Below are 23956 nucleotides of genomic sequence, written 5' to 3'. Positions count from 1 at the left end.
AACGGTCGCAAAACTAATTTGCATCAAGTGCCGTGCTCATGTCTAACAATAGGCTTTGCCAATGCTGCATAGGTCGGTTCAGCTTAGCTCCGTTCAAACTAATGTTGTCTGCTCCTTCGCTGATCAGAGCGAGTAACTCCCTCAAGAACTTACGGTCTTGCAAAGACAGCTTTTCTACTTGCGTCTTTTGATGTATTTCAGGCTGCTTACTCACCTCCAAATAAAGCTTCCGCCCCCAACGGTCACGTTTATTCGGTTTCCAATCTTGTAGAGGCGCTTTTTTGCCCGGAAGTACTCGCAACTCTAAAACACCAAGGTTACTAAAGCCGTCGTCTCTCACACGCTTTGCGCCAATGCTTAAATCGAACAAGTTAAAAGTGCGTTCGCCCACATGTAAATTTTTAATGCGGATTGTAAGTCGCTCATTTCCATGCTCAATTGAGCTTTGCAAAATCATTATTTGGTTCTTGGGACCTTTAGGTTTTTTCGGTTTAGAACCGGCAATAGCTTTATTGTACTCTAAGAAGTAGTGCTCTAGCTCTTCTTGCAATTGGGCAATTTGTAGCAAAAGTAGCTCATTTTCTGTCTCGAGTTCATCTTGTTTGCCTTTACTTGCAGAACTAGACTCTATCTCAGCTTCCAGCCGAGCAATCTCTCCTTGGGCCTCTTTTTCCCGAGATTGGCCTTTAAGATATACTTCTTCAAGCTCTTCCTGCAATTGCGCAATTTGCAAAAGCAACAATTCGTTCTCAGATTTAAGCTCAGCAAGTTCAGAAGCGCTTAATTTCAGCTCATCGATATACTTACGCTCTATATCATCCCGCTCCCCACAAAGCCTCTCCACCTCACTACGCAAACGCGCGACTTCACGCAAGTCCGCACCAAGCTCGCTCAAATATTTGTTAAGCGGTCGCAGTGCTCTGTCTTTTTTCGCTACAAAGGTCGACCAGTCTTCGTGCAGTTGCAGTAGGGCATCGTCGTTATTTAGCGCGTGCTGGGCGGCTTCTCTTATATTGATGTGGGCACTGACACTAATCCCCTTAGCCACAAAAGCATCGGGGTGCATGAGTAAAAGCTGTTTACAAGCCTCAAAGTAACTTTGCCATGTTTTTAATAGGGTATTTACTTGTGGCGCGTCAACTTCATTGTTGCTTATGTGCAGGGCAAGATAGCTTGCAACCGACGGAATGATGAGATGAACAGGGAGCTTTGCTTGCTCGCTATAATCAGCAAGGAATACTTTTACTTCGCCGTTTGTAGCATTTACAAGTTTGCCTAGGTCGAGCTTTTCGCTTGGTTCGGCATACACTAATTGTTTGCTCAGTGCGCCCTCGCTAACAACTGCATTTTTTTTTGCAGCACGCTCTAGTACCACGCTGTCGGGGCAAAGCAAAACCTGCTTTTGCATGAACTTATTCTCCAATTCAATCGACGCTACTTAAGGCCTCGCGCCTTTTTCTTAGCTAAATCAAAACACTGCTATAAGCATACCGCATTCATGGCCTAAACTTAATGATTAAATACCACCAAATCAAGAAGCTAATCGTCGCTGTGCGAGTTCTCAAATAAACCCTCACATGCCTGATTGCTCATTTTTACAATGGCCTGCTGTTTTTTTATCTCCATCAAGAACTTCCGCCAGAATATCTCTATGCCGGGCGCTTGTATGCTTGAGCAGTGTTTTGTGAGTGTTTGCTTAAACCATGCGCTATACATGTGGGGGTAAAAAAGTGGTTTGTCTTGAATGCTGTGCAGCTCACTTGGGTGATAATTAGGCACTACCATATCAGCTTGAGTGTTGCTGAGCATCGCGCTAACACTAAATTCAAAGCCTAACATGCAGTACCAGTTTGTTATTTGTTTTACCCTTTGAATATGACTGCTCTGGCGCTCGCAAAAGGTAACACCAACAAATTTGTTATGGGTGGGCTCAGCAGGCCTATTTTCGCTAGGCTCGCTAAACGCCAATATCTCTCGCTTTACACTTTCATGCACACGTTGCGGGGGAAGTGTATCAACCATATAAGCGCTCACATTAAATTGGCTCAACGTATCTTCTACGCTTTCTTTAAGTTTTGAAGCGCTGGGCATAAGTTTGCAGTGTAACTGCAGTGTAGAATCTGATGTTGAAGTATTATTTATTGTGCTGGGTGCTGCGTTGCTTACTGTGTTGGTTAATGTGTTGCTTGCCGCTAGGAGCGCTAAAAAAGCGGTAAAGCTGTCGAGATCACTAATAAACACTAATAAGGTATAAACCGATGTAGCCTCAATATTGTTTTTGTTCACGTGAGTATTTTTGTCTACACGAGTATTTTTTTGCAGCGATGCGCTTACAGAAGGAGCTTCATGAAAGGCATATTGGTAAACCTCCTCAGGCCAGAGCTTTTGCCAATGTTTGCTAATAAGCTGATACAGAGCGTATTTTGCATTGGTGGGCAAGCCATGGGTACCCTCCATTAGCCACTGCATATTATCTTTGGCCAAAAAGTTAAGTCGCCTGTTGAGCAAATCAAGCTTAATGGAGCGTTCAGGATTTTCTTTGCCAATAAGCAATATGTTTTCATATGAGAGATTGCAGGGCAGCAGCGCAAAGCGGTGTTTAAGCCCTAATGCAGGCCGGAGCAAAGCCTTTTGCTGCGCCAACTCTTTTTGCAGTTCGGCTTTACGAGCGTTGTTTAATTTTCCTGTCACCGTATTAAGGCATTCTGCATATAGGCTAAAATGATGCTCTTGTACTAAAAAATGTAGCGCTTTAAACACAGGCTTTTGCGTATCTTCGCAGACATCTTCGTTCTCGGCTGCGCCAAGCGCATTAAATGTTGCCTTTGCATAGTTAAACATATTGTTTTTAACGTAAAGCGCGGCAAGCAAAGCTAAGCATTGCTGCACAGTAGCCCTTTGAGTGCCGGCATCTGCAATCAGGTGGGCCGCTCTGAGCGCTTTTATATAACAAAACTCCTGCACCTCCATGTTGTTAGTGCATTGCTTCGCTATTTGCATATACATACGCGCATTATCTTCGGGCGCGTTTTGCCCAGCGTTGGTTATTAGCCACGTATGCGTTTCATCAATGCTTAAACGAAATGTAGCGCATGCATCTAAGCCGCCTTGAGTGCCAGCCTCCGTCTCCGCTATAAATAAATCCTCGCTTGATAAGTGTGCGATATCTAAATAGTGAGGCACTGCTTCTATTTGCCGCTCATGCAAATGATGCGCTTTTTGCAATTTAAACGGATTGTTGCCCAAAAGCTCGCTGTCGTTCACATGTAACCACCCGGGCTGTTCGTCGGCAAACATCGTCCAAGCCCCCACATCCCATAGGGCATGGCCTTTTACAAAAGCATCGCACAGCATGGCCCGCATTTGGAATAAATACGCTACTAGCCATACCCCTTTGTAGTGGGCAACCTTGGCTAGGCTGTAATAATCTTCGCCAGTGCGCTCAGTCACCGGTTTTACTTCGCTATCGTTGCCGCTAAAATCTAAATCGCAGGTTAGGGCAGCATAAAATGGCTTAGGGGAAATACGCGGGATGGGCAAGCGCAACAGCGCCCCGCTGAACTCGGCCCACTTTAGCTCAGTAAAATCAAATTCTGCGTTGGCAAAAATATTGTCTATGGGCGAAGATGCTCCGTTAATGGCATCGTTGCCGCCAGACTCAAGGCTTTGTTTATCATCGCCAAGCGCAAGTGCTAAATGCTTAGGCAATGCATAGGCGCTTGGGCTTATTCGTGTTTGTATCTCATTTATACTCAAGCAATGCTTAATGTCGGCCGCGTTATTGAGCCGTTCGTAAAGGGCATCGAGTTCCTTTACAAGGTTTTGGTCAATGCCGTTTTCTGCGTAGGGTGGTAACTGTTGCGTGAGCAGGTCGGCTTGCAGTGTTTGTGCATTAAAATAATGAGTATCAAGCCCTATCTTGCTCGCGCACTTAGCAAAAGCATGAGTGTCTGCTTGTTGAGCGAGGGCAACAAATCCCTCCTGCGATAGTAAAATAGCCTTGTCTTTGTTGGCCGTATAAAAATCTAATATCCGCTTATTTGCACTCTTATACATTTTGAATGCTAAATCGTGCTGGCGCCAAAATGATAAGTGTAGCGACGAGCGCTCCATTGGGTTAGCAGTGTTTAAAAACTGTCTAGAATGGCGTTTTAACAATGAAAAGCACGCCTCACGCCAGTGCCTAAAAATAAAGATGTAGCGAACTTTGCCGTCTGACGCCACCTGCCAGTCTTTTAAAAAATGCACTGCACGTGGGTCTTTAACGCCTAATATTTCGTCCTCTGTGCTGCTTTCGTCTTTGCGCTTTTGCATGTAAGACTGAATATAGTTAGGTAACCATACCGGTTTTATTAGCGGGCTTGAGTCATGATAGCGCCAGTCGGCGCCGTTGAGCTTATACACTTTATCGTGCAGCCTCACTACGGGCATGTCTTCAATATGACCTAGTGGGTTACTGTAGGTGGCGCCCATAAGGTCGCCGCCCATATTTACACCGTTATGCTGCAGCGTTTGTGCTAACAAAGAAGTGCCGCTACGATGAAACCCAGTACACAAATAAAACACGCTCAAGCCTCTTTGCTAACTGGCGAGCGGTAAGTCTTATTAACCGTATACAGGCATGGTGTTAACACTCAGTTACTGCTCCCAGCTAAAAGCGGGGTAGTTCGGCACCTTGACCTTTTTCTCGGGAGAGAGCTGCGCTTGTTCATACAGGCTTTTTATATCATTTTGTAACTGCATTCGGTAATTTCTTACTTCAAACCATAATTTAGTGAATTCTTCGGTGGTTTCACCGCGTAGATCTTCTCGCAGCATGCCAGGCACAAGCATGCCGTAGGCATATTGCAAACGCTCTGCTTGCTTAGTTTCAAAGTCTTTGATTAGGGCGATATTTGCTTCGCTCATATTTTGGGTAAGCAGCGAGCTCCCTCGCTCGCCTTTGCCGTAAGCTGTGAAGTAGTCAATATACGTGTCTAATTCGACCGAGTCAGCGCTGCCCCACATGGCCATGTCGTTGGCGTTAATGAGCTGCTGTGTTTTTGGGTCAATAATCATCACGGTGGGTGTTGCATAATAATTGGCGAGTCCAAAGCGTTGGCTCACGGGGCGTAAATCCTTGTAATAACCTGCGTCAATATAAAGCACTTCGTAGTATTGTTTGAGTACGCCTGCCATGTCGGCTTGTGCAAACGTACTGGCAAGTCCACGACTGTCGTGGCACCACTGTGCGCCGATGGCAATGAGTAAAAGGGTGTTATTGTTTTGCGCGCGCGAAATTGCGGCATCTACATCAGCCATAACATTACTGGAGCTAACAAATACTTTTGGTGATGCCTGATCATCATGGCTGGCGCATCCAGAAAATAGTAATACGCAGCTGAGCAATATAAGAGGGAGTGAAAACAGAGGTTTAATGTGAGCATTGAGGCTGATGCTTGCTTGCATGTGGCGTCCTTTCAGTTAACAAATGCAGATGATAAGCGCACATCCTATTCTACTGACATTTGCTCAGATTAAAAGAAACTTACTGCCCACCAGCGATGCATTAGCTTCTGTACTAGCCTTAAAAATTCGGTGAATGGAACCTTGTAAATCAATGTTGAATTGTTAACAAGTTGTGACACTTTAGTGATAACTGGCTTTTAGAGTAGTCCTTGTTGTATCCAAAACCGACTAACAAGGAATTTCTATGAAAAACACTCACGTAAAACGCACCGGCATGGCAGTCACTAAAATCGCAGGTTTGACAGCATTGGCACTAGGCACACTCTCAAGCGTTCATGCAGTTGAGCTTGAAATAAGCATTACTAATTTAACTCAAGGCAATTACTTTACTCCGCGTTTAGTAGTTGCACATACCGATGCAGCAGATGTGTTTGAAGTAGGCACGCCGGCCTCCACTGCGCTAGCATGGCTAGCAGAAGCAGGGGTAATTGATGATGCACAAGAGCCTGCCTCTGCCGGCCAAAATTTTGAAGCGGTCTTAGGTCCGGCTGATACCGACAATGGCTCAAACACGTGGCATCGCTTTGGTGGTTTAGTTGCACCTGCCACCACGCTCACCTATACCTTTGACACTATGGATAAGCCTCTGCTGTCGTTAGCGTCTATGCTTATTCCCACCAACGACGCTTTTGTGGGTCTCGACAGTATTGAAATTCCTACTGAGCCTGGCACCTATAGCTATTATCTAAATGCTTACGACGCTGGCACCGAGCTTAACGACGAGTTAAACAGTACGCGCACGGATATTACTGGTGTAGGCGGCACGGCGCTTGGCGGATATGGTGCGCCTGGCGTAGCTGGAGCAGGCGCTCCACCGATTGCGCCTAGCATGAGTGTTGGTGGTTTAGGTGTTGCCGTGCAAGTCGGTCAAGATGCTGATGGCAATGCCATTGGCGCTAATGAGGTTGTTGACGGCACCGATGGCCCTGTCCATATCCACCGCAATACTTTAGGAGATACATCGGCCACCGATGGCGCCAGCGACCTTAATTCAACCGTACATCGCTGGTTAAACCCTGTGGCTAAAGTCACGATTGTGGTTCCTGCAGCATAATAAGGAGTAAGTTATGAAAACATTTCATTTGAAAGCGCTTACCGTCGTGATTGGCGTTGCCTTATTAGCTGGTTGTAGTGGTGACGATGGAGAGCAAGGTCCTCAAGGACCGCAAGGTATTCAGGGTGAGCAAGGCGATACCGGCGCACAAGGTCCGGCAGGTCCAGAAGGCCCACAAGGACCAGAGGGCCCGCAAGGTCCAGAAGGTCCGCAATCAGCAGTTGCCGCTTATACGGTGAGCATCACCAATCTAACCCATGGTCAGCCGCTTGCACCTGCCGCTTTTATTGCCCATGAGCCCGGATTTGAGGCCTTTGCTGCGGCGCAGCCTGCAAGTTTAGGCGTAGAAATTCTTGCAGAAGGTGGCGACCCGAGCATGTTGATGTCTGAGGCAGCCGACGCCGTACAGTTTTTAGATGCGGCCACAAACGGCGCTCTGTTAGGCCCAGGCGCTACTAGTGACGGTGTATCACTTATAGTGCCCACGCTCGATGCAGATAATTTACGGCTAAGCGTTGCCAGCATGCTAGTAGACACTAACGACGCATTTGCTGGTATGAGCAATGTCGATATTAGCAATATGACGGTTGGGCAAACCATGATAGTCAGCCTGCTAACATGGGATGCGGGCACTGAGGCTAACACCGAAACCGCGGCCACAATGCCGGGACCAGCAGCATCAGGTGCAGGCGGTGGTGGTGCAAGCGCAGGTTTTGATGCTGCGCGAGATGATTTGGTCGATGCGGTTAGAATTCATGCAGGTGTTGTTACTAACGCAAACGCTAATGATGCCAGCAAGGAAGGCTTAGCCACGTCGGTGCTCAATCAGAGCGACCGATTTGATAACCCTAGCGCACAGCTCGTTGTGACCCGTACCCGCTAAACCCGGACTCGCTAAAAAAAGCGCTGGAACCTAGTCAGAAGATCAAAAGCCGTTCAAACTGAATAAAATATCAGTGGACGGCTTTTTTATATTTTGTAAGCGAGGCCAATAAGATCACCGTTCGCAAGGCTTTACTGAGCGCGTGTTGCCGGCCTCGCGAGTGGCCTATCGACTGGCCTATTGACAGATATATTAAGTAAGGGCCTATCGAGTAATGGTGAGCGCTTCTGAGGGAATGTCGAGGTATAGAGTAATCATGCGACCTTTGCGCTCTACTGTAAATACGATAGTGCTTGAATGCTGCAGACTGCTTTGAACATCCGCAAGCTCATCTTCTACCGTAACTCTTTTACCGTTTATCATCTTGATGACATCGTCTTCTTGTAAACCGGCTTGTGCAAACAAGCTTGGGTTCATACCCACCGACGCAATCATGCCATCAGCAATAAAGTCGGTAGGGGTTAGGTTAACAATATGCTCAATAATTTTAGGGCGGGTGCCAATGTCTTCGGCGCTCATCCTATAAAAATCAAAGGCCTCTTCTTGCGTCTCCTTTGCTAGTAGATTAGGCCCTACAAGATTAAGAACAAAAATCTGGTTATCAAAGCCTACACTTACCTGCTCACTCTCAATCGTAACGAGCTGAATTGGCCAGTTAAAAATCAACTCACCTAATGCAAACTCCTCCGCAATTCCTTGCGACTCAATGAGCGCTGAGCTGCGTGCGCTTTGATTCGTGCCAATGAGCTTCAAAGAAATGGGCAGTCTGCTTTGCGATTGGGCATTAGAATTTTGCTCAGGTTTGTTGTTTGCTGCGATGTTATTAGCGCTGCCCGCACGATTGCCAGTATTTGCGGGCACTGTATATTGAGCGCTCGTCGGTCTAGAGGCTGACAAGCGCGCGCTGCGTGTGGTGTCATCCGTTGAGCCCGAGTAAGAGGAATAGCTTAAACCGCGCTGCTCGTCTTCGTGCAAAGACACCAAGGAGTAAATTACCGCTGCTAGTAGGCACAGCAATAAACCTGCGGTTGAGAATTTTTGCCCCACGCTGCCCCCTTCAATTTTCCTAATAGGCAGGTTATCGGCGGCAAAAGCAGAACGTTGAATACCTCGTTTACTTAAAATGTAAACTTAAAAAATGAATGTGAATTAAATATTGAACATCGCATTTGGCTAAATAAATGAACATATCAGGTTCATTTATTAAGTTCATATTTTAAATTCAATCTATTTCCAAAAAAATTCAATTAAATCAACGCTATAAATTACTTATAAGCTTGGCACGCATCATGCTAAACCCTCTGCAGAATTAAACATCAATGTGTGTTTATTAAGATTGGAGCAAAACGTATGAAACATTTAGGCCGTATTAATTTGATTGTCGCGACAGTAGCAGTTGCGAGTATTTCTGTAGGTGCAATAACGGGTCTATGGTCAGAATCGTCGATGTTTATGGGCACGCAGGCTGCCAGTGAACAGCAGGCTCCAAAGTCATACATTATTCAAGGCGGTAACGCCGATACGCTAGTAGCGGTTGTTGAGCAGGCGGGCGGTGATGTGAGCCGTCAGTTCCCTATCATAAACGCCATCAGCGCGATGCTTACGCCAGCACAGGCAGACCAAATTAAAACAGTAAACGGCGTACGCATTCTTGATGATCGCACAGTAAAAACCATGTCTAACAGCAAAAAATACGCAATCGACACCTATGTAACCACCCAGATAAACGCCAACGAATTGCACGATATGGGTATTACCGGGCGCGGGGTAACGGTGGCGGTAGTCGATAGCGGCAGTAATATGGGCGGCGATTCAGGCCAGTATCTTTTTGCCGATTCTGAGGGCGAGCAACGTATCGCGGTTAAATATAACGCCTTTGAAAGTAAAGAAACCTACTACTACAACGATGACAATAACGGGCACGGCTCTCACGTTACAGGCATTATTGCGAGCAGCCTGCAAGACGCGTCTAGAGATTTTAACGGCGTTGCCCCTGATGTTTATTTGGTATCGGTTAAAGCATTTGATAAAAACGGTAACAGCAGCTACTCGGCTATACTCGATTCATTAAACTGGATTGCTGAGAATATAAGCAAATACAAGATAAAAGTGGTTAACCTCTCGTTAGGCGCACAAGCTCAGTCGCGTTACTGGAATGACCCCATCAATCAGGCCGTTATGTACTTGTGGTACAAAGGCGTGACGGTAGTGACATCAGCAGGCAACAACGGCGAGCAAATGGGGATCACGGTACCTGGCAATAACCCTTATGTGATCACGGTTGGAAGCTCATCGCATAACGATTCGCCTTACAATACCAGCGATGACCGTGTGGCAAGCTTCTCGTCTCAAGGACCTACCTACGAAGGTTTTGTTAAACCTGATGTGGTCGCGCCTGGCACTAATATCGCGGTTAAAATAGAAGATAAATACCTAAGCAAAAAGTTAAGACAAAGCAGCACCGGTGAAGGTTATTCAGAGGTGTCGGGTACGTCTCAATCAGCCGCGGTCGTCTCAGGTATTGCCGCACTAATTATTCAAGCATATCCGGGTATTAGTCCTGACGATGTGAAATGCAAAATTTTGCACTCTGCCAAAGTAGCACGCAATAAGAGCAAATATGCTTACTCGCCACTAATCCAAGGCAGCGGTATGGTAAATGCGCTAGATGCAGTAAGAACTAGCGCTAGAGCGTGCGCCAACCAAGGTCTTGATATCAGAAGCGACTTAACAGGGAGCAAACACTTTGTAGGCTCAGTTGGCAAGAAAAGCAACTACTGGACGGTATCGTTAAGCAACGGCAAGGTATTAAATCAGGGTAAACATTGGAACGATTCAAAGGTTAATACAAACAACGCTCACTGGAGTAATGAAGTAATTGAGCTTGAGGGTTCACATTGGTCGAATGAAAGCGTAGGTATGCACAGTGCACATTGGAGTAATGAAATGGTTAAACCGATGGGCTCGCATTGGACAAGTGAAAGCGTAGGACTGCATAGCGCAGGCTTAGATGTAGCGGTAACCAGTGCCGAAGCGAACTCACAAGCCGAAGGTGACGATGTGCCAATTGAGACAGAAGGGTGGCAATAAGCTCGCACACTAAGTCGTGACTACAAAGCCGTCTTACAGATGGCTTTTTTGTTAAAGCTGTGATGCTCTATGCCGTTAACCTTACATACCGTTGAATCGCGCCAACCATAAGACTTTTTATCATGTTGATTGTTAAACACGTTTTCAGTGCTAAACGCATGCACCTTCTAATCAAGCTTGCATGCTCACTAATATGTGCGCTATTACTGTGTAAATTCTCTTATGCATCAATAGAAAATGTGCGCTTTGAGCGGTTTTATGTAGAACAAGGCTTATCTCAACAGAGCGTTACTGCAATATATCAAGACTCTAAAGGCTACATGTGGTTTGGCACTCAAGAAGGGCTCAATCGCTACGACGGAAGAAAGTTCACCTCGTTTACGCAGTCTTTTGACGATCCTAACGCCATTATCAACTCTTTTATTTCATCGATTACCGAAGACGCCCAGGGGCACATTTGGGTAGGAAGTCGTGGTGGTGTGAGCCGCTTTAACCCAGTCACATCTACCTTTGTAAATTTCACCTCAGATGGCAGCGATACCAGCATCAATGATTCGGTAGTGCGCAAAGTATGGCGCGATCACCAAGGTACAATTTGGGTTACAACACGTAAAGGTATCAATAAATATCTTCCAAGCGTAGAGCGGTTTAAGCCTTTTAATCTGACGGGTAGCGACGGTAAAGATGCCGATATTTTTGCCATAGCCGAAGACATCACAGGAGGATTGTGGTTAGCCTCTGACAGAAACGGCGTTTACCGATTTGACCCAAGCAATGAAACGTTCACGCATGTCATCAAAGAATTTACCGCTAACGGTGTGACGAAAAAGGACAACATTCGAGCGCTATATATCGATAGTCAACAGCAACTGTGGATTGGCACGGCTGGTCTTGGAGCCCATGTGCTCGATTTAACCAAGCCACGCGCGAAAAATCTCAATTCGTTGCTAACAGAGTTTGTGCCCCTGCGTGGCCTCTCGATAAGAGATATTTATCAAGATAATTTAGGTGTGCTTTGGTTTGGAACAGACCAAGGGCTGCATTATGCAGATAAATCTGGCAACACGGGCGTGTTTAATCACCAAAAAGAAGAGGTGTTTTCCCTGTCGGACACTACCGTACTTAGCATTATGAAAGATAACAGTGATGTGCTTTGGATAGGCACATTCAAGGGCCTTAACAAGTGGAATACCGCCACCACTCAATTTGATCATTATTACGTAAATAGCGACAAACAAAAGAGCCTCACGGGAAATAATATTACCGCGCTTGCACAAATCAGCGAGCAGTCAGTATGGATTGCTAGTTTGAGCGGACTCGACATACTTGATTTAAGTACAGGAAATATTACGCCACTGGCATTGCCACAAAAAAACGATATTCCTAAATCTCGCAACCGCGTTATGTCAATAGCAGGTACATCATCTGATACGGTCTATCTTGGCACGCGAGGCGCGGGCCTTTATTCATATAATCTCGAAACAAAAACCTTCAAAAACTATACCGTTGACCGAGCCTCAGACAACCCATACGAGGGTTTACAGGTAAATGGCATCACAGCAATTTACCCTGAAAACGAAAAAACCGTCTGGATTGCAACTTACGGAGGCGGGCTCTCTAAGTTAGATGTGCCCTCCGATACCATTAAAACCTATCGTTTTGATTCTGACGATATCTATTCATTATCAAGTGACCGCGTTATGTCTATCACGCAGGCCCGAGACGGTCGATTGTGGCTCGGGTCGTGGGATGGGGGCTTGTCGATATTCAACCCACAAACCGAATCGGCATTTCGTATTCGCGTTGATCGAGACGATAAGACCGGTTTGAGCTCAAACCTTGTTTGGAGCGTGCTTGAAGACAAAGACGGTAATTTCTGGATTGGTACTCAAGGCGGTGGCATTCATCTGCTGAGAAAGTCAGATTTAGATAAAGCGGATATAAAGTTCACGCGCTTAACAAGAGCAAACGGCATGACTTCGAACGCTGTTTTTGGTGCGCTGCAAGATGAAAATGGCTATGTGTGGGCTAGCTCTAACAAGGGCTTGAGCAAAATTGACCCTAATACATTGGAAATGACAACCTTTACTTATGCGCAAGGTCTTCAAAGCGACGAGTTTAATTCAGGTTCGTATCTTAAACTGCACGATGGCAAGATGCTATTCGGTGGGCCAAATGGTGTATCTGCATTCTATCCAAAAGACATTACCTTGAATGCGAATAAGCCCAAGACAGTCATCAGTACATTCCAGCGATTAGACAAGTACAGCGACATAAACGCGGTGGTCAACGAAGAAAACAACATCGTTGTTGACTACAGTGATTATTTAATTGGATTTGAATTTGCCGCCCTGCATTATGTGGCGCCTGAAAAAAACTTGTATCGATACCGTCTTCAGGGGTTTGAAGATGAATGGGTCGATGTTAAGGATGTGCCCAGAGCGACCTATACAAACTTACCCGCTGGCGAATATCGCTTTGAAGTGATATCGGCAAACAGCGATGGTGTATGGAATATGGAGCCTGCATATGTAGATTTGCGCGTGACTCCCGCGCCATGGGCATCAATGTATGCATATGCTGTGTACACTTTGCTGGCGATTACGGTTATTTTGTTGGTGTATCGCTCGTATAAAAACAAACTAGAGGCTGAAACGCGCTATCGTCAATCTCTTGAAAAGGAAGTAAGCAAGCGTACCTTAGAGCTCAGTGAATTAAACAATAAGCTGTTAGAGGCAAGTATCACCGACCAATTGACAGGCTTGTTTAATCGGCGCTATTTAACAGATATCATTGAGAAAAAATCCAGTAAAATATACCGACAATTCACAAAAGCGCTTGAGCGCAAGCAAGCCGACAGTGAGTTAGGTCCGCGCCTGCTATTTTTAATGTTTGATTTAGATGGATTTAAGCCAATTAACGACAATTACGGCCATGATGCGGGTGATAAAATGATTCAGCAAGTGGCCAATCTTCTGAAAAATGTCTGCCGCATTAACGACATCGTTATCCGCTGGGGCGGGGATGAGTTTTTGGTGATTGGCGAGGTAAGCTCTCGTCAGGAAATCTTAGATTTAGCAGAAAACATTCGCGCCAGCATCGAGCAAGAGGGCTTTGATATTGGCCTCTCTCAGCGCATGCATTTGTCTAGCTCAATTGGCTTTGCAGCCTATCCATTTAGTCATCATTCACCAGATTCACTGAGCTGGGAGCAGGCTCATATGCTAGCAGATATTGCTCTTTATCGCTCGAAAGATGCGGGACGTAATGCTTGGACGGGTATCTTGCCGCAGCCGGAGTCAGTGCCGTTTACTGTAATGAATACGCTCGTTTCCAATATTGAAAGTGCCATTGAAAACGGACACGTTCAGGTAGTGAGTAATAAAAAATAATCGTGAGTGTTTGATGCTAAGCGTGAGGATGTTGTTCGAAGCGCTTGCTAACCCTAAAGCTGGCGTTTTAATTTATAGAGTGTAGGTTCGCTTACGCCCATCAACTGCGCCGCATGGCTCATATTACCCATATTTTTTCTTAGGATTTCGCTGAGCAATGCGCGTTTTAAATAATCGAGCGGTGCGTCTACCAACACTTTCCCTTGAGCGAGCGCGCTAAGGTGCGCGTGCACGTCACTCCAGCACTTCGGCAGTGCGGGTGAAACGCTCTGACGCTTCACATCTTTTACCTTTAACACTTTTCTTCTTGCGGTACTGACCGGAATGCGCAGGCGGCTGGCAATATCCTTATTGGTTTTGCATGCGTCTAGCGATAGTGCGAACAAGTCGTTCTCGAGCTGCGACCCTATATCAAACTGGTACAAACTGGGCGTGCTAATAATTTCATCAAGCAATACATGTAAGCTTTTTACAAAGCTCTGTTGCCATGTTTCAAGGCTGGTTTGCGCCAGATGAGATTGCTCATTCTGCGCAAAGACTAAAGATGCTGCTGCATGCTCTTGCTGGCGAGATTGTGCATGATCTGGTCTATCGCCTGGTCTATCGCCTTGTTGATGAAAAGGCCCATGAACCTTGGAATGCTCTTGTGCATAGTCATGGGCATGCATATCGGCCCGATTAGGGTCGTAGGCCTTGTTGTTAACTAAATTGACTCGTTCGGATACGTCTATTTTGACGTTTGTTACATTAGTTTCGATGTTGATGTCGTCAAACTGAATTTCATCGCCTTGGCACATTAAACTCGCCTGCATCAGTTTATTTTCGAGCTCACGAATATTCCCCGGCCATGGGTATTGCTGCATTTTTTCAATGGTTTCAGGGCGCACAAACTTGCGGCTGGTTTCAAACTGACTGGCAAATTTGCTCAGAAAATGCTGACACAATAAGGGCAAGTCTTCTAAGCGTTCGCGCAGGGGAGGGTTGTGTAAGCTGAGGACATTCAAGCGATAGTATAAATCTTGTCTAAAATGTCCGCGATTGACCTCTTCAGCTAAGTCTCTATTTGTCACCGCTACTATTTTTACATCCACCTTGTTGGCTTTAGTGCCGCCCACCGGCGTGAAGTGTTTTTCTTGTACAAATCTCAGAAGCTTTGGCTGCATCGACATTGGCAGTTCACCAATTTCATCGAGCACTAGTATACCGCCGTGGGCGGCCTGAATCTTTCCGGTGCTGTGGTTTTGTGCGCCGGTAAAAGCACCTTTTACGTAGCCAAACAGCTCCGACTCAATCAATGTTTCAGGAATAGAGCCGCAATCAACAATGACTAGCGGCTGCTTGTTACGTGGACTTAAATTATGAATAGCATGAATGAGCTTTTCTTTGCCCGTGCCGCTTTCTCCGGTGATAAGCACTGTGGTGTCTGTTTTTGCTGCACGCTGGGTTTGGTTAACAATGTTTTGCATCACCACCGACCGATATACAAGCGCACTCGACTGCAGGCCAGATTTTAGTGTGCTGAGCTCTTGTGCTAATTCGGCGTTTTGTAGCTCTAAACGCTTGTTGAGTTCATCTTCTAACTGACTACGCTTTAAGGCTTTGCCAATTTGTCGTGCAAAACCCGCAAATAACATCATTGAATCGCGGGTTAAATCAAGGTTTGCATGCTGCCCTACCAAGAAAAAACACGCTTTTAAATCGGCTCCTAAGGGCACAAGTAAAAAACGGTCGCTGTTGTATTGTTGCTCAACATATTGGCTTTGCTTAATCGCTTCCTCGGCAATTTCTCTAATTCTGTCTAGGTGCGAAAGCTGATTGACTTCGATGTTGTTAACCTCAGCCATTTTGGATACTGCAATTGCCTGTTCAATGCTTTTGTCATCATCAAGGCTCACAATGCCAGCAGCGGTGAACTCAAAGGTATAGGCCAAACGCTCAACCACATGCAGCAATAAACGACTAAACTCATGTTCATCGGCAATGATGGAGGATATGTCCCAAAGCAGAAGCATGTTGCGATAGTTGGTAACGTTGTCGGGGGTGAAAATCCCTCCGATGTAGTTAAATTCGTTTTCATCGTGCTTAAACTTGTCGGCCTCCCAGTGCACGATACTGGGTTTGTCAGACGTTTGTGCTGCTTTAAGCGCTTGCTCAGCTCGGCTGATTAACATTGAGGAGGCGGAGCTGTCTTCGTCGCTGATATCGGTTTGGCTAACATGCGACACGCCTAAATTAAACGAAAGGCGAATAGCGTTTTGTAAATACGGGCGGTTGTGTAACTCTCCCTGCAGTTTTTGAGCAAGGTTTAGGCCCTCATCTACGCTTTGAGCATGGCTGGCGATGCCAAACAAAGCCCCGCCGAAGCGACAGGCTAAGTCACCCGAGCGAATATTTTGTGAAATGATACTGGCAATTTCGTTGAGTACTTGGTCGCCTTTAGCTTGGCCAAATTTACGATTCACGATTTGAAAATCACGACAGTGAATCATGCATAGGTTAATACCCGAGACATCAATGTTTTCATCAATGGCTCTTTGCAAAGCACTTCGGCTTTGCAGTTTGGTTAAACCGTCTACAGTTAAGAGATGAAATTGTGAAAATACTTTCAAACTGCTGAACAAGCTTGCGCATAAGCGCAGTAATATGAGGGGTTGCGAGTTGTCTGTTTGCCGCTCTCTGCCAGTTTGCGACTCAGTGCCGATGTGCGATTCGGAGCATAGCGCATTTAACCAAGGCGGAAATCCTTTTAAGCTAACTAACTCAATGTCGAGTTGGCGGCTATCTTGTAAGTCAGGTCGTACGTGTTTACGTTGTTCATGTTTTGGTGTTTCGGGCGATTCATGCGCCTGAACGCTGACTAATATCTGTTCATCGCAAGGCATCGACATGGCCACACTATACTCGCCGTGTGAGTGGTTTATCTCGCTGATAAATTGAGTGCTTTGCTGATGCTGAATTTTTCGAATGTTTTCAATGGCGATATGTTCAGCCGTGCTGCTTGAAGCATATTCTAAGCTTTGGATGCCTTTGTCGTTTATTTGCACATGATCGCATTCGCAAAGCACACGAATACTAGCAAGCAATTGCGATACAGCGCTTTCAGTTAATTTCATCGCCAGTGATATGCCGAGCTAAAGGTCATTTCCATTCTCTGGCTATCGGCTAACAAGCTCATTTACTTAGCAAAATGCGCATTTTTGTAATATGCTTGTGACGTGTTGAACCTAACGTTTTGGGTGTGTTGTATCAATATCCTCGGTATCTTTGCAGTGCGCGCTAATGCGATATTTTTGTATCTTCGGCTTACCCAATATTTAAACCGCCATCATGCTAGTCAATAAATCGGAAACTCTCTTGCAAAGCACGTATCGCTTTGTGTATTCCTTGCTCCTTACACTGGCATTGCCACTCTTATTGCTGTTATTCAGAAAGAAACTTAGCATGCCCAAAAGTTCAGGTAGCGCGCCAAGACGTTTTTCAGAGCGCTTCGGTATGCTACCTGCAAGTTTTAAGGGCTCGGGCATTTTGGTTCATTGCGTGTCAGTTGGTGAACTTAATGCGTCTGTACACCTTGTGAACAAGCTCATGAAAGCTTATCCATCGATGAGTATTACCCTCACTACAACCTCTACCACGGGAGCCCAGCTAGCCTATAATCTTTATAAAGACAGTGTGCAGCATGCTTTCTTACCCTTCGATTTGCCGTTTTTTATGAATCGATTTTTAGCCAAACTGAAGCCTAAATTGGTGCTTGTGACCGAGGTTGAGGTATGGCCTAATATGCTGCGCTACTGCGCCCGCCATGGTATTCGCACCGCACTTATTAACGCTAGGATCTCTAGTGAGTCCTTACCTACCTACAAACGCTTTGGTTTTTTACTGCGTCCGGCGCTGCGAAGTTTTGATGTAATATGTGCACAAAGTCAAAACGCATACGACAACTTTAAAGCGCTGGGCGTATATAAGTCGCAGCTTCGTTTAACCAACAACATGAAATTTGATTTAACACCAAGTGACGACGATGCACAAAAAGCAGAACACTTGCTAAGCCGTTATAAGCTAGCGCCAGATGCTACATGGCTTGCCGCAAGCACGCATGAGCCCGAAGAGTTATTTGTGCTGTCGGTTTATCAAAAAGCGCTTAAGCAGCACCCGCATCTGAAACTCGTTATTGTGCCGCGCCACCCTCATCGATTTGAGCAAGTTTATCTTGCTATTAAATCAATGGGCTTAAGTGTTGCCCGCTTCAGTGATGAGCTAACAAGCGATAGTCAGGTCATATTAATAGACACGATGGGCTATTTAACGCCTTGTTATCGGATATGCAGTTTTGCCTTTATTGGCGGCAGTATTGCAGACAAAGGCGGACATAATGCCCTTGAGGGAGCGATGTATGCAAAACCTATGATGATGGGGCCCAGTATTTTTAATAATCCGGGTATTGTTGAACTGCTCACTCAGCGCTCGGCGCTCATCTTGATTGAAGATGAGGCAGCCTGTGAGCGTGTACTGCTCGACTTTATGGCGTCTCCAGCGCGAGCGATTGAGCAGGGGCGAGCCGGTAAAAAGGTGCTCGAAGAAAATGGGGGGGCGGTAGATAAAACCTTTGATTTGGTGACGTCTCTTTTGCAATAAGCTGGATGAATTATCATTCCTTTTAACCCAGCCATTTAAAAGGCTTAGTCAATTCAATTGAACACTGAGTGCAGAGCGACCGGACGTTTGCCCCTTGTCATGCCATTGAAAGATGGCATATGCATGACCTCCACCAATAGCTTGTTTACCTTGCATTACCTTTGGAAGTCTATTAACCAAAGTAATATGAACGGTTCTACACAAACAAGATTTTATTAAAAGACTTTGATATATTATAACAAAAGGCGCTTATCACAACCAATTTAAAGTGGAGTTATATGTCAATTCGCTTCAACTCAATACTCGCAGTTTTCACCCTGTTAGCATTCTCACTCACTCTGACATCAGTTAAAGCGTCAGCAACTGCTCAAGCAAATGCAAACACTTACACAGAAAGTACATTTTCAAGCTCAAGCATAGGATATTTTCGGGACCCTAACCGTCATGGCAATAAACTTGTGTTTGTCGCGCAAAGCGACCTGTGGTTAAGTCAACTGGGTAGCACTGCGCCAGCAATGCGTTTAACTACCCATCCCAATATGGAAAGTAGTCCTCGTTTTTCGCCAAACGGCGAGCAAATTGCCTTTGTCGCACGGTATAATAATATGCAAGCGGTGCACCTTATCCCTACAAATGGTGGCGTGGCCAAACAAATTACCTTTGAACTCGGCGCGACAAAATTACATAACTGGATTGATGATGAGCACCTGTTAATTAGTACCACACACGATACGGGTATGCATTCAAGTTGGGTTCTCAAAAAAGTTAATGTTAATACACTAGTAAGCACAAGCCTGCCATTGTCTGATGCTGTTGAAGGCTCTATTTCTAGCGATGGAAATACCCTTGTTTTTGTACAACATGGCCTGCAAGTATCTACTGATAATGCTAATCATTATAAAGGCGGTGCAGCGGGGGAGATTTGGCGATTCAATTTAGAAGCTCGACATTTTCGCAATAGCAACAACGAAGCCACACGGTTGACCACAGATCATGAAGGCTCGGCGCGCACAGTGATGTTATTTGAAGCAAGTAATGAAGCACAAAACCGCATTTACTTTATCAGCAATCAAAATAACATCGACAACATTTGGTCGATGAAACTCGACGGCAGTGATAAAAAACAACATACCCAGTTTGAAGACTGGGCCGTACGAGACGCCAGTATTCATGGCGATTCAATCGTATTTCAACATGGTGCTGACCTTAAATTGTTTAATATTAATAATGAAAGTGTGAGCAATATAGATATTAGCCTGCAATCTGACTTTGTTGATTTGCGCACACGCTACATCAACAAACCCATGGAATATTTTGAGGATGCTAGCATCGCCAACGACGGCAAATCGGCCGTTGTGATTGCTCGCGGAAAAATGGCGCTTGCCAACAACCAATCGACTCGCTTAGTTAATATTGCAAGCGACCCTGTTTCTAGAAATCGTGACGCCGTTATAAGCAATGATGGCAAATATGTTTATGCTATTAGCGATGCAAGCGGTGACTATGAGATATGGCGTTTTGACGCAAAAGGCGGTAATAAATCCAAACAGCTCACCTCTAACGGCGACGTGTTAAAAACTAGCCTCTACTTATCGCCAAACGGCGAAACACTGGCTTATACCGAAAAGTCGGGTCAGCTTTGGTTTTTAAACTTAAAAAGCGGCAAAAGTACGGTGGTTTATGATGAACCCAATAATGGCATCAGTAATCTTACCTTTTCAGCAGATAGCCGTTATCTTGCATTTGAAGTGACTTTATTTTCTCAAGAGCGCTCTCGTATATTTTTAAAAGATACACAAAGTAAAAACGCTGCATTGCTAACAAGTGAAAAATACCAGTCCTTTTCACCAAGTTTTAGTGATGATACTAAGTGGCTTTATTTTCTATCTGACCGGTCCTTTACGCCGAGTCCTGGCAGCCCTTGGGGTGATAGAAATATGGGGCAAGCTTTTGACAAACGCACAGAAATATACGCAATAGCCCTTAACAAAGATGCAGAATTTCCTTTTGCCGCACCTACTGAACTGAGTGTAATTGCAACTAAAGACAAAAGCGGCGATGTACAAGATGAGGAAGAGGAAGAAGAAACTAAATCAGTAGAAATCGACTTTGACCAAATACACAAGCGGCTATGGAAAGTCGACGTCCCTGCCGACAATTACGCACAGCTAATTGCCAACGAAAAAGCATTGCTCATACGGCAAGAACAGCACCTGAAAAGCCTAGCTTATGAACATGATGCCAAGTTAAAAGACATGACTGACGGTGTGAATTACATTGAAGCCTCTGCTAATGGCAAACACGTCATGGTGCTCAAAGGCGCCAGAGAAAAAGCGCAAATTTTTAGCATTCCAGCAAGTGATACTTTTCCCTCTGAAGCGAATGACCACAAAATTGACCTGAGTAAATGGCAGCTAACGATAAAGCCACAACAAGAGTGGCAGCAGTTGTTCAAAGACGCTTGGTTAATGCATCGAGACTCATTTTATGACGCTAATATGCGCGGACTTGATTGGCAAAAAACCAAAGAAAAGTATATGCCTTTATTAGCAAGAATGACCGAGCGCTCAGATTTGAACGATATATTTGAACAAATGATGGGCGAGCTTAATTCGCTACATTCCCAAGTGCGCGGCGGCGACCTCAAAGACGATCCTAATGCGCCAAACCCATCGGTATTGGGCGCAAGTTTACGTGACAGTAAAGACGGTGTGTTGATTGACACTATCTATATGTTTGATACGGAACTGCTTGATCAAGCTCCACCACTTGCTCGACCCGGCGTAAATGCCGCCAATGGCGATATTATCACCGCGGTTAACAAGCAAGCAGTCAACAATGTGGCGCAACTTCGGCAAGCTTTATACAACCAACAAGGGCAGCAAGTATTATTAAGTATTCAGCGCGGTAAAGGACGAAAGGCCGAAAAAATTGAAACCGTTGTCGTCCCTGCACCAGCAAATCGCGAAACTAGATACCGCCGTCAGCATTGGGTGCATAAAAATCTCAAAAAAGTTCAATCTACTGATAACGACATTGGTTACTTACACCTATATGCCATGGGCGGCGGTGACATTGCGTCATTTGCCCGAGATTTTTACGCTCAATATGAAAAACAGGGCTTGATTATAGATGTTCGCCGTAATCGAGGTGGCAACGTCGACAGTGTGATTATTGAAAAACTCATGCGCAGAGCATGGTCGTTTTGGCGTTGGCCTAACGGGTACACAAGCACCAATATGCAACAAGCATTCAGAGGTCACTTAGTTGTACTTGCAGACCAATTTACTTATTCAGACGGTGAAACCTTTACTGCAGGCATAAAAGCACTTGATTTGGGCACCGTAATTGGTAAGCAAACAGCAGGTGCTGGCGTTTGGTTGTCGGGTGGTAATCGTTTGGTAGACCGCGGTATTGCCCGCGTGGCTGAATTCCCAGTTTTCGCGATGGACGGGCGTTGGATCACAGAAGCAGAGGGCATTGCACCCCATATAGAAGTTGATAACTTACCACATGCCACTTACAAAGGTGAAGACGCTCAACTTGCAGCAGCAATTGCTCTGTTGCAAACGAAAATTGCTGAATCACCTGTAACAGAATTACAACCAAAGCCTTTCCCGCCGGTGAAGGAAGCGGCTGACGACATATTAAATAATACAAATTAAGACTTAGCACATGAAAAAAGTAGTGTAGAGCGACCGGGTGTGTGCCCCATGTCATGCCGTCGAAAGACGGCATCTCCGCCCCTTATCATGCCTTCGAAAGACGACATTTCCGAACAACCAGCAATGGCTTGTTCACCTTGCATGCAGTTTTCGCAAACGCCGCTTTCAACATCATAACGATAAAAACATCTTATGTCGGCAAGCTAATCATCAACACAATTACTTGGCAAAAACTGCGAATTTACATCAGTTTTGTTTTCGCCTATTCATCCACACTTGCGTTCGGCAAAGGTGCATTTTACGTTTATTAGAAGCTGAATGTTTTACCTTCAAAATTGCTTAAACAATCAAGCTAGAGGCCACTGTCCCCACAATACGTTTCTACCGCTTTCTTGTTTTTAGAATTAGCAACAGAAAAATATAATTTAACCACGGCAAGCACGGGATGTCTTTCTTGATTCGTATTCGCAGGCGTCCAGCGCCACTCTTTTAAGGCCTTCACGGCACTAGAATCAAATACGCCTTGAGGATAAGAGAATCTGATGGCTAATTCTGCTGCACGACCATCTGTGCCAATCCCCACTATCGTTTCAACGCAACCAGAAAGCTTATCCCGAGCGGCAGTACTAGGGTATCTAGGGTCGACTCTGGTCTTTATTTGCCAATAGTCCAAGATAGCGTGAGTTGGATTGGGAGAAGTCAGATCAATGTATTGTTTCGGTACTTCGCCGGTCTCCTTTTCAATAGATGATTGTGGTGCTTCTGTTGTTTGACATGCCGACAGGGCAAAGATCGTGATAAACAAAATCATTCTGTACATGGTCCCATCCTTAGCCTTTTGTTTCAGCAAACACCGTTTTTCATCCAACAATCACGGCTTATTTTGTTCTTTTGTCATTGCCTTTGTTTAAAAAAGTATAAGTAAAACTAAGGCTATACGCTACCTTTCGTTACAGCGGGCTCTAGTTTGGCTAGATGTTCGTTGCGATGATGACTATTCTCCTCACTATTTTAGCATCATTTATGATACAGTGTAGCATCAATAAAGATGCGTGATGGACATAGTATATGAGAACAACAATAAGCATAGAAGATGAGCTTTTTGAACAAGCTGCTCAGTTTTGTCCGCCCAACAGCGACAAAGCTAGTGTCATTAGAGAAGCCATGCAAACATTTGTTAGGTTACAGGCTGCAAAACGCCTTGCAAAACTTGGTGGAGCGGCCCCAAAGATTAAAAATATACCAAGACGCAAAGGTTAAATCATGGTTCTGGTAGATACATCCGTCTGGGTAGATCATTTCAAATGTTCCAACGTTAAATTGATTGAGTTACTGAATGCAGACAATGTTTGTTGCCATCCATTCGTAATCGCGGAATTAGCCTGCGGAACGCCTCCTGAACCAAGAAAAAAGACATTAAGCGACTTATCTGTTTTAAGAGTCGCTACCATTGCAACAATGGATGAAGTACTCACCTTCATAGAACAAAAGCAGCTATATGGAAGGGCTTGCGGGTATATTGACATCGCCTTACTCACCTCAACCTTATTATCAGAAGAGACAACACTTTGGACGCTAGACAAGAGATTGGCTGAGCTCGCCGAAGAACTTAATATTAATTATATGAAGTGAGAGATCATGGCCAAGACCCCAGCGAAACAGCCCAACACAACCTAACGAAAATGAGCTCAGATATATGAGCTCATTACTGTGGGCTAATTTTTATTTA

The 23956-nt window shown here is 45.2% G+C and carries 14 protein-coding genes; 8 read left to right on the top strand and 6 right to left on the bottom strand.

What is annotated here, in order from left to right; genetic code table 11:
• Positions 1-13 precede the first annotated feature (13 nt).
• From ACFO4O_RS12635 to ACFO4O_RS12625, 3 genes are all read right to left on the bottom strand, one after another.
• On the bottom strand, positions 14-1408 hold the full coding sequence (locus ACFO4O_RS12635; RefSeq protein WP_382409074.1) for a hypothetical protein: 1395 nt from the start codon (positions 1406-1408) through the stop codon (positions 14-16).
• A 131-nt stretch (positions 1409-1539) separates the two neighbouring features.
• Complete coding sequence (locus ACFO4O_RS12630; protein ID WP_382409072.1) at positions 1540-4572, bottom strand: hypothetical protein; 3033 nt, start codon at positions 4570-4572, stop codon at positions 1540-1542.
• A gap of 66 nt (positions 4573-4638) precedes the next feature.
• A complete protein-coding gene (locus ACFO4O_RS12625) occupies positions 4639-5448 on the bottom strand; it encodes a thioredoxin domain-containing protein (RefSeq protein WP_382409070.1) in 810 nt (269 codons plus the stop codon).
• A 244-nt stretch (positions 5449-5692) separates the two neighbouring features.
• Between ACFO4O_RS12625 and ACFO4O_RS12620 the strand changes: the two genes are divergently transcribed.
• Together ACFO4O_RS12620 and ACFO4O_RS12615 are read left to right on the top strand one after the other, a co-directional pair.
• Positions 5693-6562, top strand: coding sequence for a spondin domain-containing protein (locus ACFO4O_RS12620; RefSeq protein WP_417398458.1), 870 nt, complete (start codon positions 5693-5695; stop codon positions 6560-6562).
• A 13-nt stretch (positions 6563-6575) separates the two neighbouring features.
• Positions 6576-7445 (top strand): spondin domain-containing protein, encoded by an 870-nt coding sequence (locus tag ACFO4O_RS12615; protein WP_382409068.1) that lies wholly within the window; start codon positions 6576-6578, stop codon positions 7443-7445.
• Positions 7446-7649: 204 nt separating this feature from the next.
• On the opposite strand, the gene ACFO4O_RS12610 is transcribed toward ACFO4O_RS12615, so the two are convergent.
• A complete protein-coding gene (locus ACFO4O_RS12610) occupies positions 7650-8492 on the bottom strand; it encodes a PDZ domain-containing protein (RefSeq protein ID WP_382409066.1) in 843 nt (280 codons plus the stop codon).
• Positions 8493-8795: 303 nt separating this feature from the next.
• On the opposite strand from ACFO4O_RS12610, the gene ACFO4O_RS12605 reads away from it, so the two are divergent.
• Positions 8796-10535 (top strand): S8 family peptidase, encoded by a 1740-nt coding sequence (locus ACFO4O_RS12605; RefSeq protein WP_382409064.1) that lies wholly within the window; start codon positions 8796-8798, stop codon positions 10533-10535.
• Positions 10536-10657: 122 nt separating this feature from the next.
• Positions 10658-13927: a ligand-binding sensor domain-containing protein gene (locus tag ACFO4O_RS12600; protein WP_382409062.1), complete on the top strand. Its 3270-nt coding sequence runs from the start codon at positions 10658-10660 to the stop codon at positions 13925-13927.
• 53 nt (positions 13928-13980) lie between these two features.
• Here ACFO4O_RS12600 and ACFO4O_RS12595 read toward each other — a convergent pair whose 3' ends face one another.
• Positions 13981-17040, bottom strand: coding sequence for a sigma 54-interacting transcriptional regulator (locus ACFO4O_RS12595; protein ID WP_382409060.1), 3060 nt, complete (start codon positions 17038-17040; stop codon positions 13981-13983).
• A gap of 328 nt (positions 17041-17368) precedes the next feature.
• On the opposite strand from ACFO4O_RS12595, the gene ACFO4O_RS12590 reads away from it, so the two are divergent.
• Positions 17369-18562 carry a 3-deoxy-D-manno-octulosonic acid transferase gene (locus tag ACFO4O_RS12590; protein ID WP_382409058.1) on the top strand — a complete coding sequence of 398 codons (1194 nt, stop codon included), beginning with the start codon at positions 17369-17371 and terminating at the stop codon, positions 18560-18562.
• Between the two features lie 278 nt (positions 18563-18840).
• Complete coding sequence (locus tag ACFO4O_RS12585; RefSeq protein ID WP_382409056.1) at positions 18841-22227, top strand: S41 family peptidase; 3387 nt, start codon at positions 18841-18843, stop codon at positions 22225-22227.
• A gap of 352 nt (positions 22228-22579) precedes the next feature.
• Here ACFO4O_RS12585 and ACFO4O_RS12580 read toward each other — a convergent pair whose 3' ends face one another.
• Entirely contained in the window at positions 22580-23047 is a 468-nt protein-coding gene (locus ACFO4O_RS12580) for an energy transducer TonB (RefSeq protein ID WP_382409054.1), read from the bottom strand.
• Positions 23048-23295: 248 nt separating this feature from the next.
• Here ACFO4O_RS12580 and ACFO4O_RS12575 point away from each other — a divergent pair, with 248 nt between their 5' ends.
• Entirely contained in the window at positions 23296-23487 is a 192-nt protein-coding gene (locus tag ACFO4O_RS12575; protein WP_382409052.1) for a type II toxin-antitoxin system VapB family antitoxin, read from the top strand.
• Positions 23488-23490: 3 nt separating this feature from the next.
• Positions 23491-23859, top strand: coding sequence for a type II toxin-antitoxin system VapC family toxin (locus ACFO4O_RS12570; RefSeq protein WP_382409050.1), 369 nt, complete (start codon positions 23491-23493; stop codon positions 23857-23859).
• Positions 23860-23956 lie beyond the last annotated feature (97 nt).

The organism is Glaciecola siphonariae (genome assembly GCF_042652645.1).
Lineage (GTDB): Bacteria > Pseudomonadota > Gammaproteobacteria > Enterobacterales > Alteromonadaceae > Glaciecola > Glaciecola siphonariae.
Note: the sequence above shows the minus strand (reverse complement) of the source record. Positions and strands in the feature narration are given on the sequence as shown.

Excerpts from the sequence above, each read along its gene's own strand:
- ACFO4O_RS12575 (WP_382409052.1), top strand. The coding sequence starts at position 23,296 with ATGAGAACAACAATAAGCATAGAAGATGAGCTTTTTGAACAAGCTGCT.
- ACFO4O_RS12585 (WP_382409056.1), top strand. The coding sequence starts at position 18,841 with ATGTCAATTCGCTTCAACTCAATACTCGCAGTTTTCACCCTGTTAGCA.
- ACFO4O_RS12590 (WP_382409058.1), top strand. The coding sequence starts at position 17,369 with ATGCCCAAAAGTTCAGGTAGCGCGCCAAGACGTTTTTCAGAGCGCTTC.
- ACFO4O_RS12600 (WP_382409062.1), top strand. The coding sequence starts at position 10,658 with ATGTTGATTGTTAAACACGTTTTCAGTGCTAAACGCATGCACCTTCTA.
- ACFO4O_RS12570 (WP_382409050.1), top strand. The coding sequence starts at position 23,491 with ATGGTTCTGGTAGATACATCCGTCTGGGTAGATCATTTCAAATGTTCC.
- ACFO4O_RS12635 (WP_382409074.1), bottom strand. The coding sequence starts at position 1,408 with ATGCAAAAGCAGGTTTTGCTTTGCCCCGACAGCGTGGTACTAGAGCGT.
- ACFO4O_RS12595 (WP_382409060.1), bottom strand. The coding sequence starts at position 17,040 with ATGAAATTAACTGAAAGCGCTGTATCGCAATTGCTTGCTAGTATTCGT.
- ACFO4O_RS12625 (WP_382409070.1), bottom strand. The coding sequence starts at position 5,448 with ATGCAAGCAAGCATCAGCCTCAATGCTCACATTAAACCTCTGTTTTCA.
- ACFO4O_RS12580 (WP_382409054.1), bottom strand. The coding sequence starts at position 23,047 with ATGTACAGAATGATTTTGTTTATCACGATCTTTGCCCTGTCGGCATGT.
- ACFO4O_RS12605 (WP_382409064.1), top strand. The coding sequence starts at position 8,796 with ATGAAACATTTAGGCCGTATTAATTTGATTGTCGCGACAGTAGCAGTT.
- ACFO4O_RS12615 (WP_382409068.1), top strand. The coding sequence starts at position 6,576 with ATGAAAACATTTCATTTGAAAGCGCTTACCGTCGTGATTGGCGTTGCC.
- ACFO4O_RS12620 (WP_417398458.1), top strand. The coding sequence starts at position 5,693 with ATGAAAAACACTCACGTAAAACGCACCGGCATGGCAGTCACTAAAATC.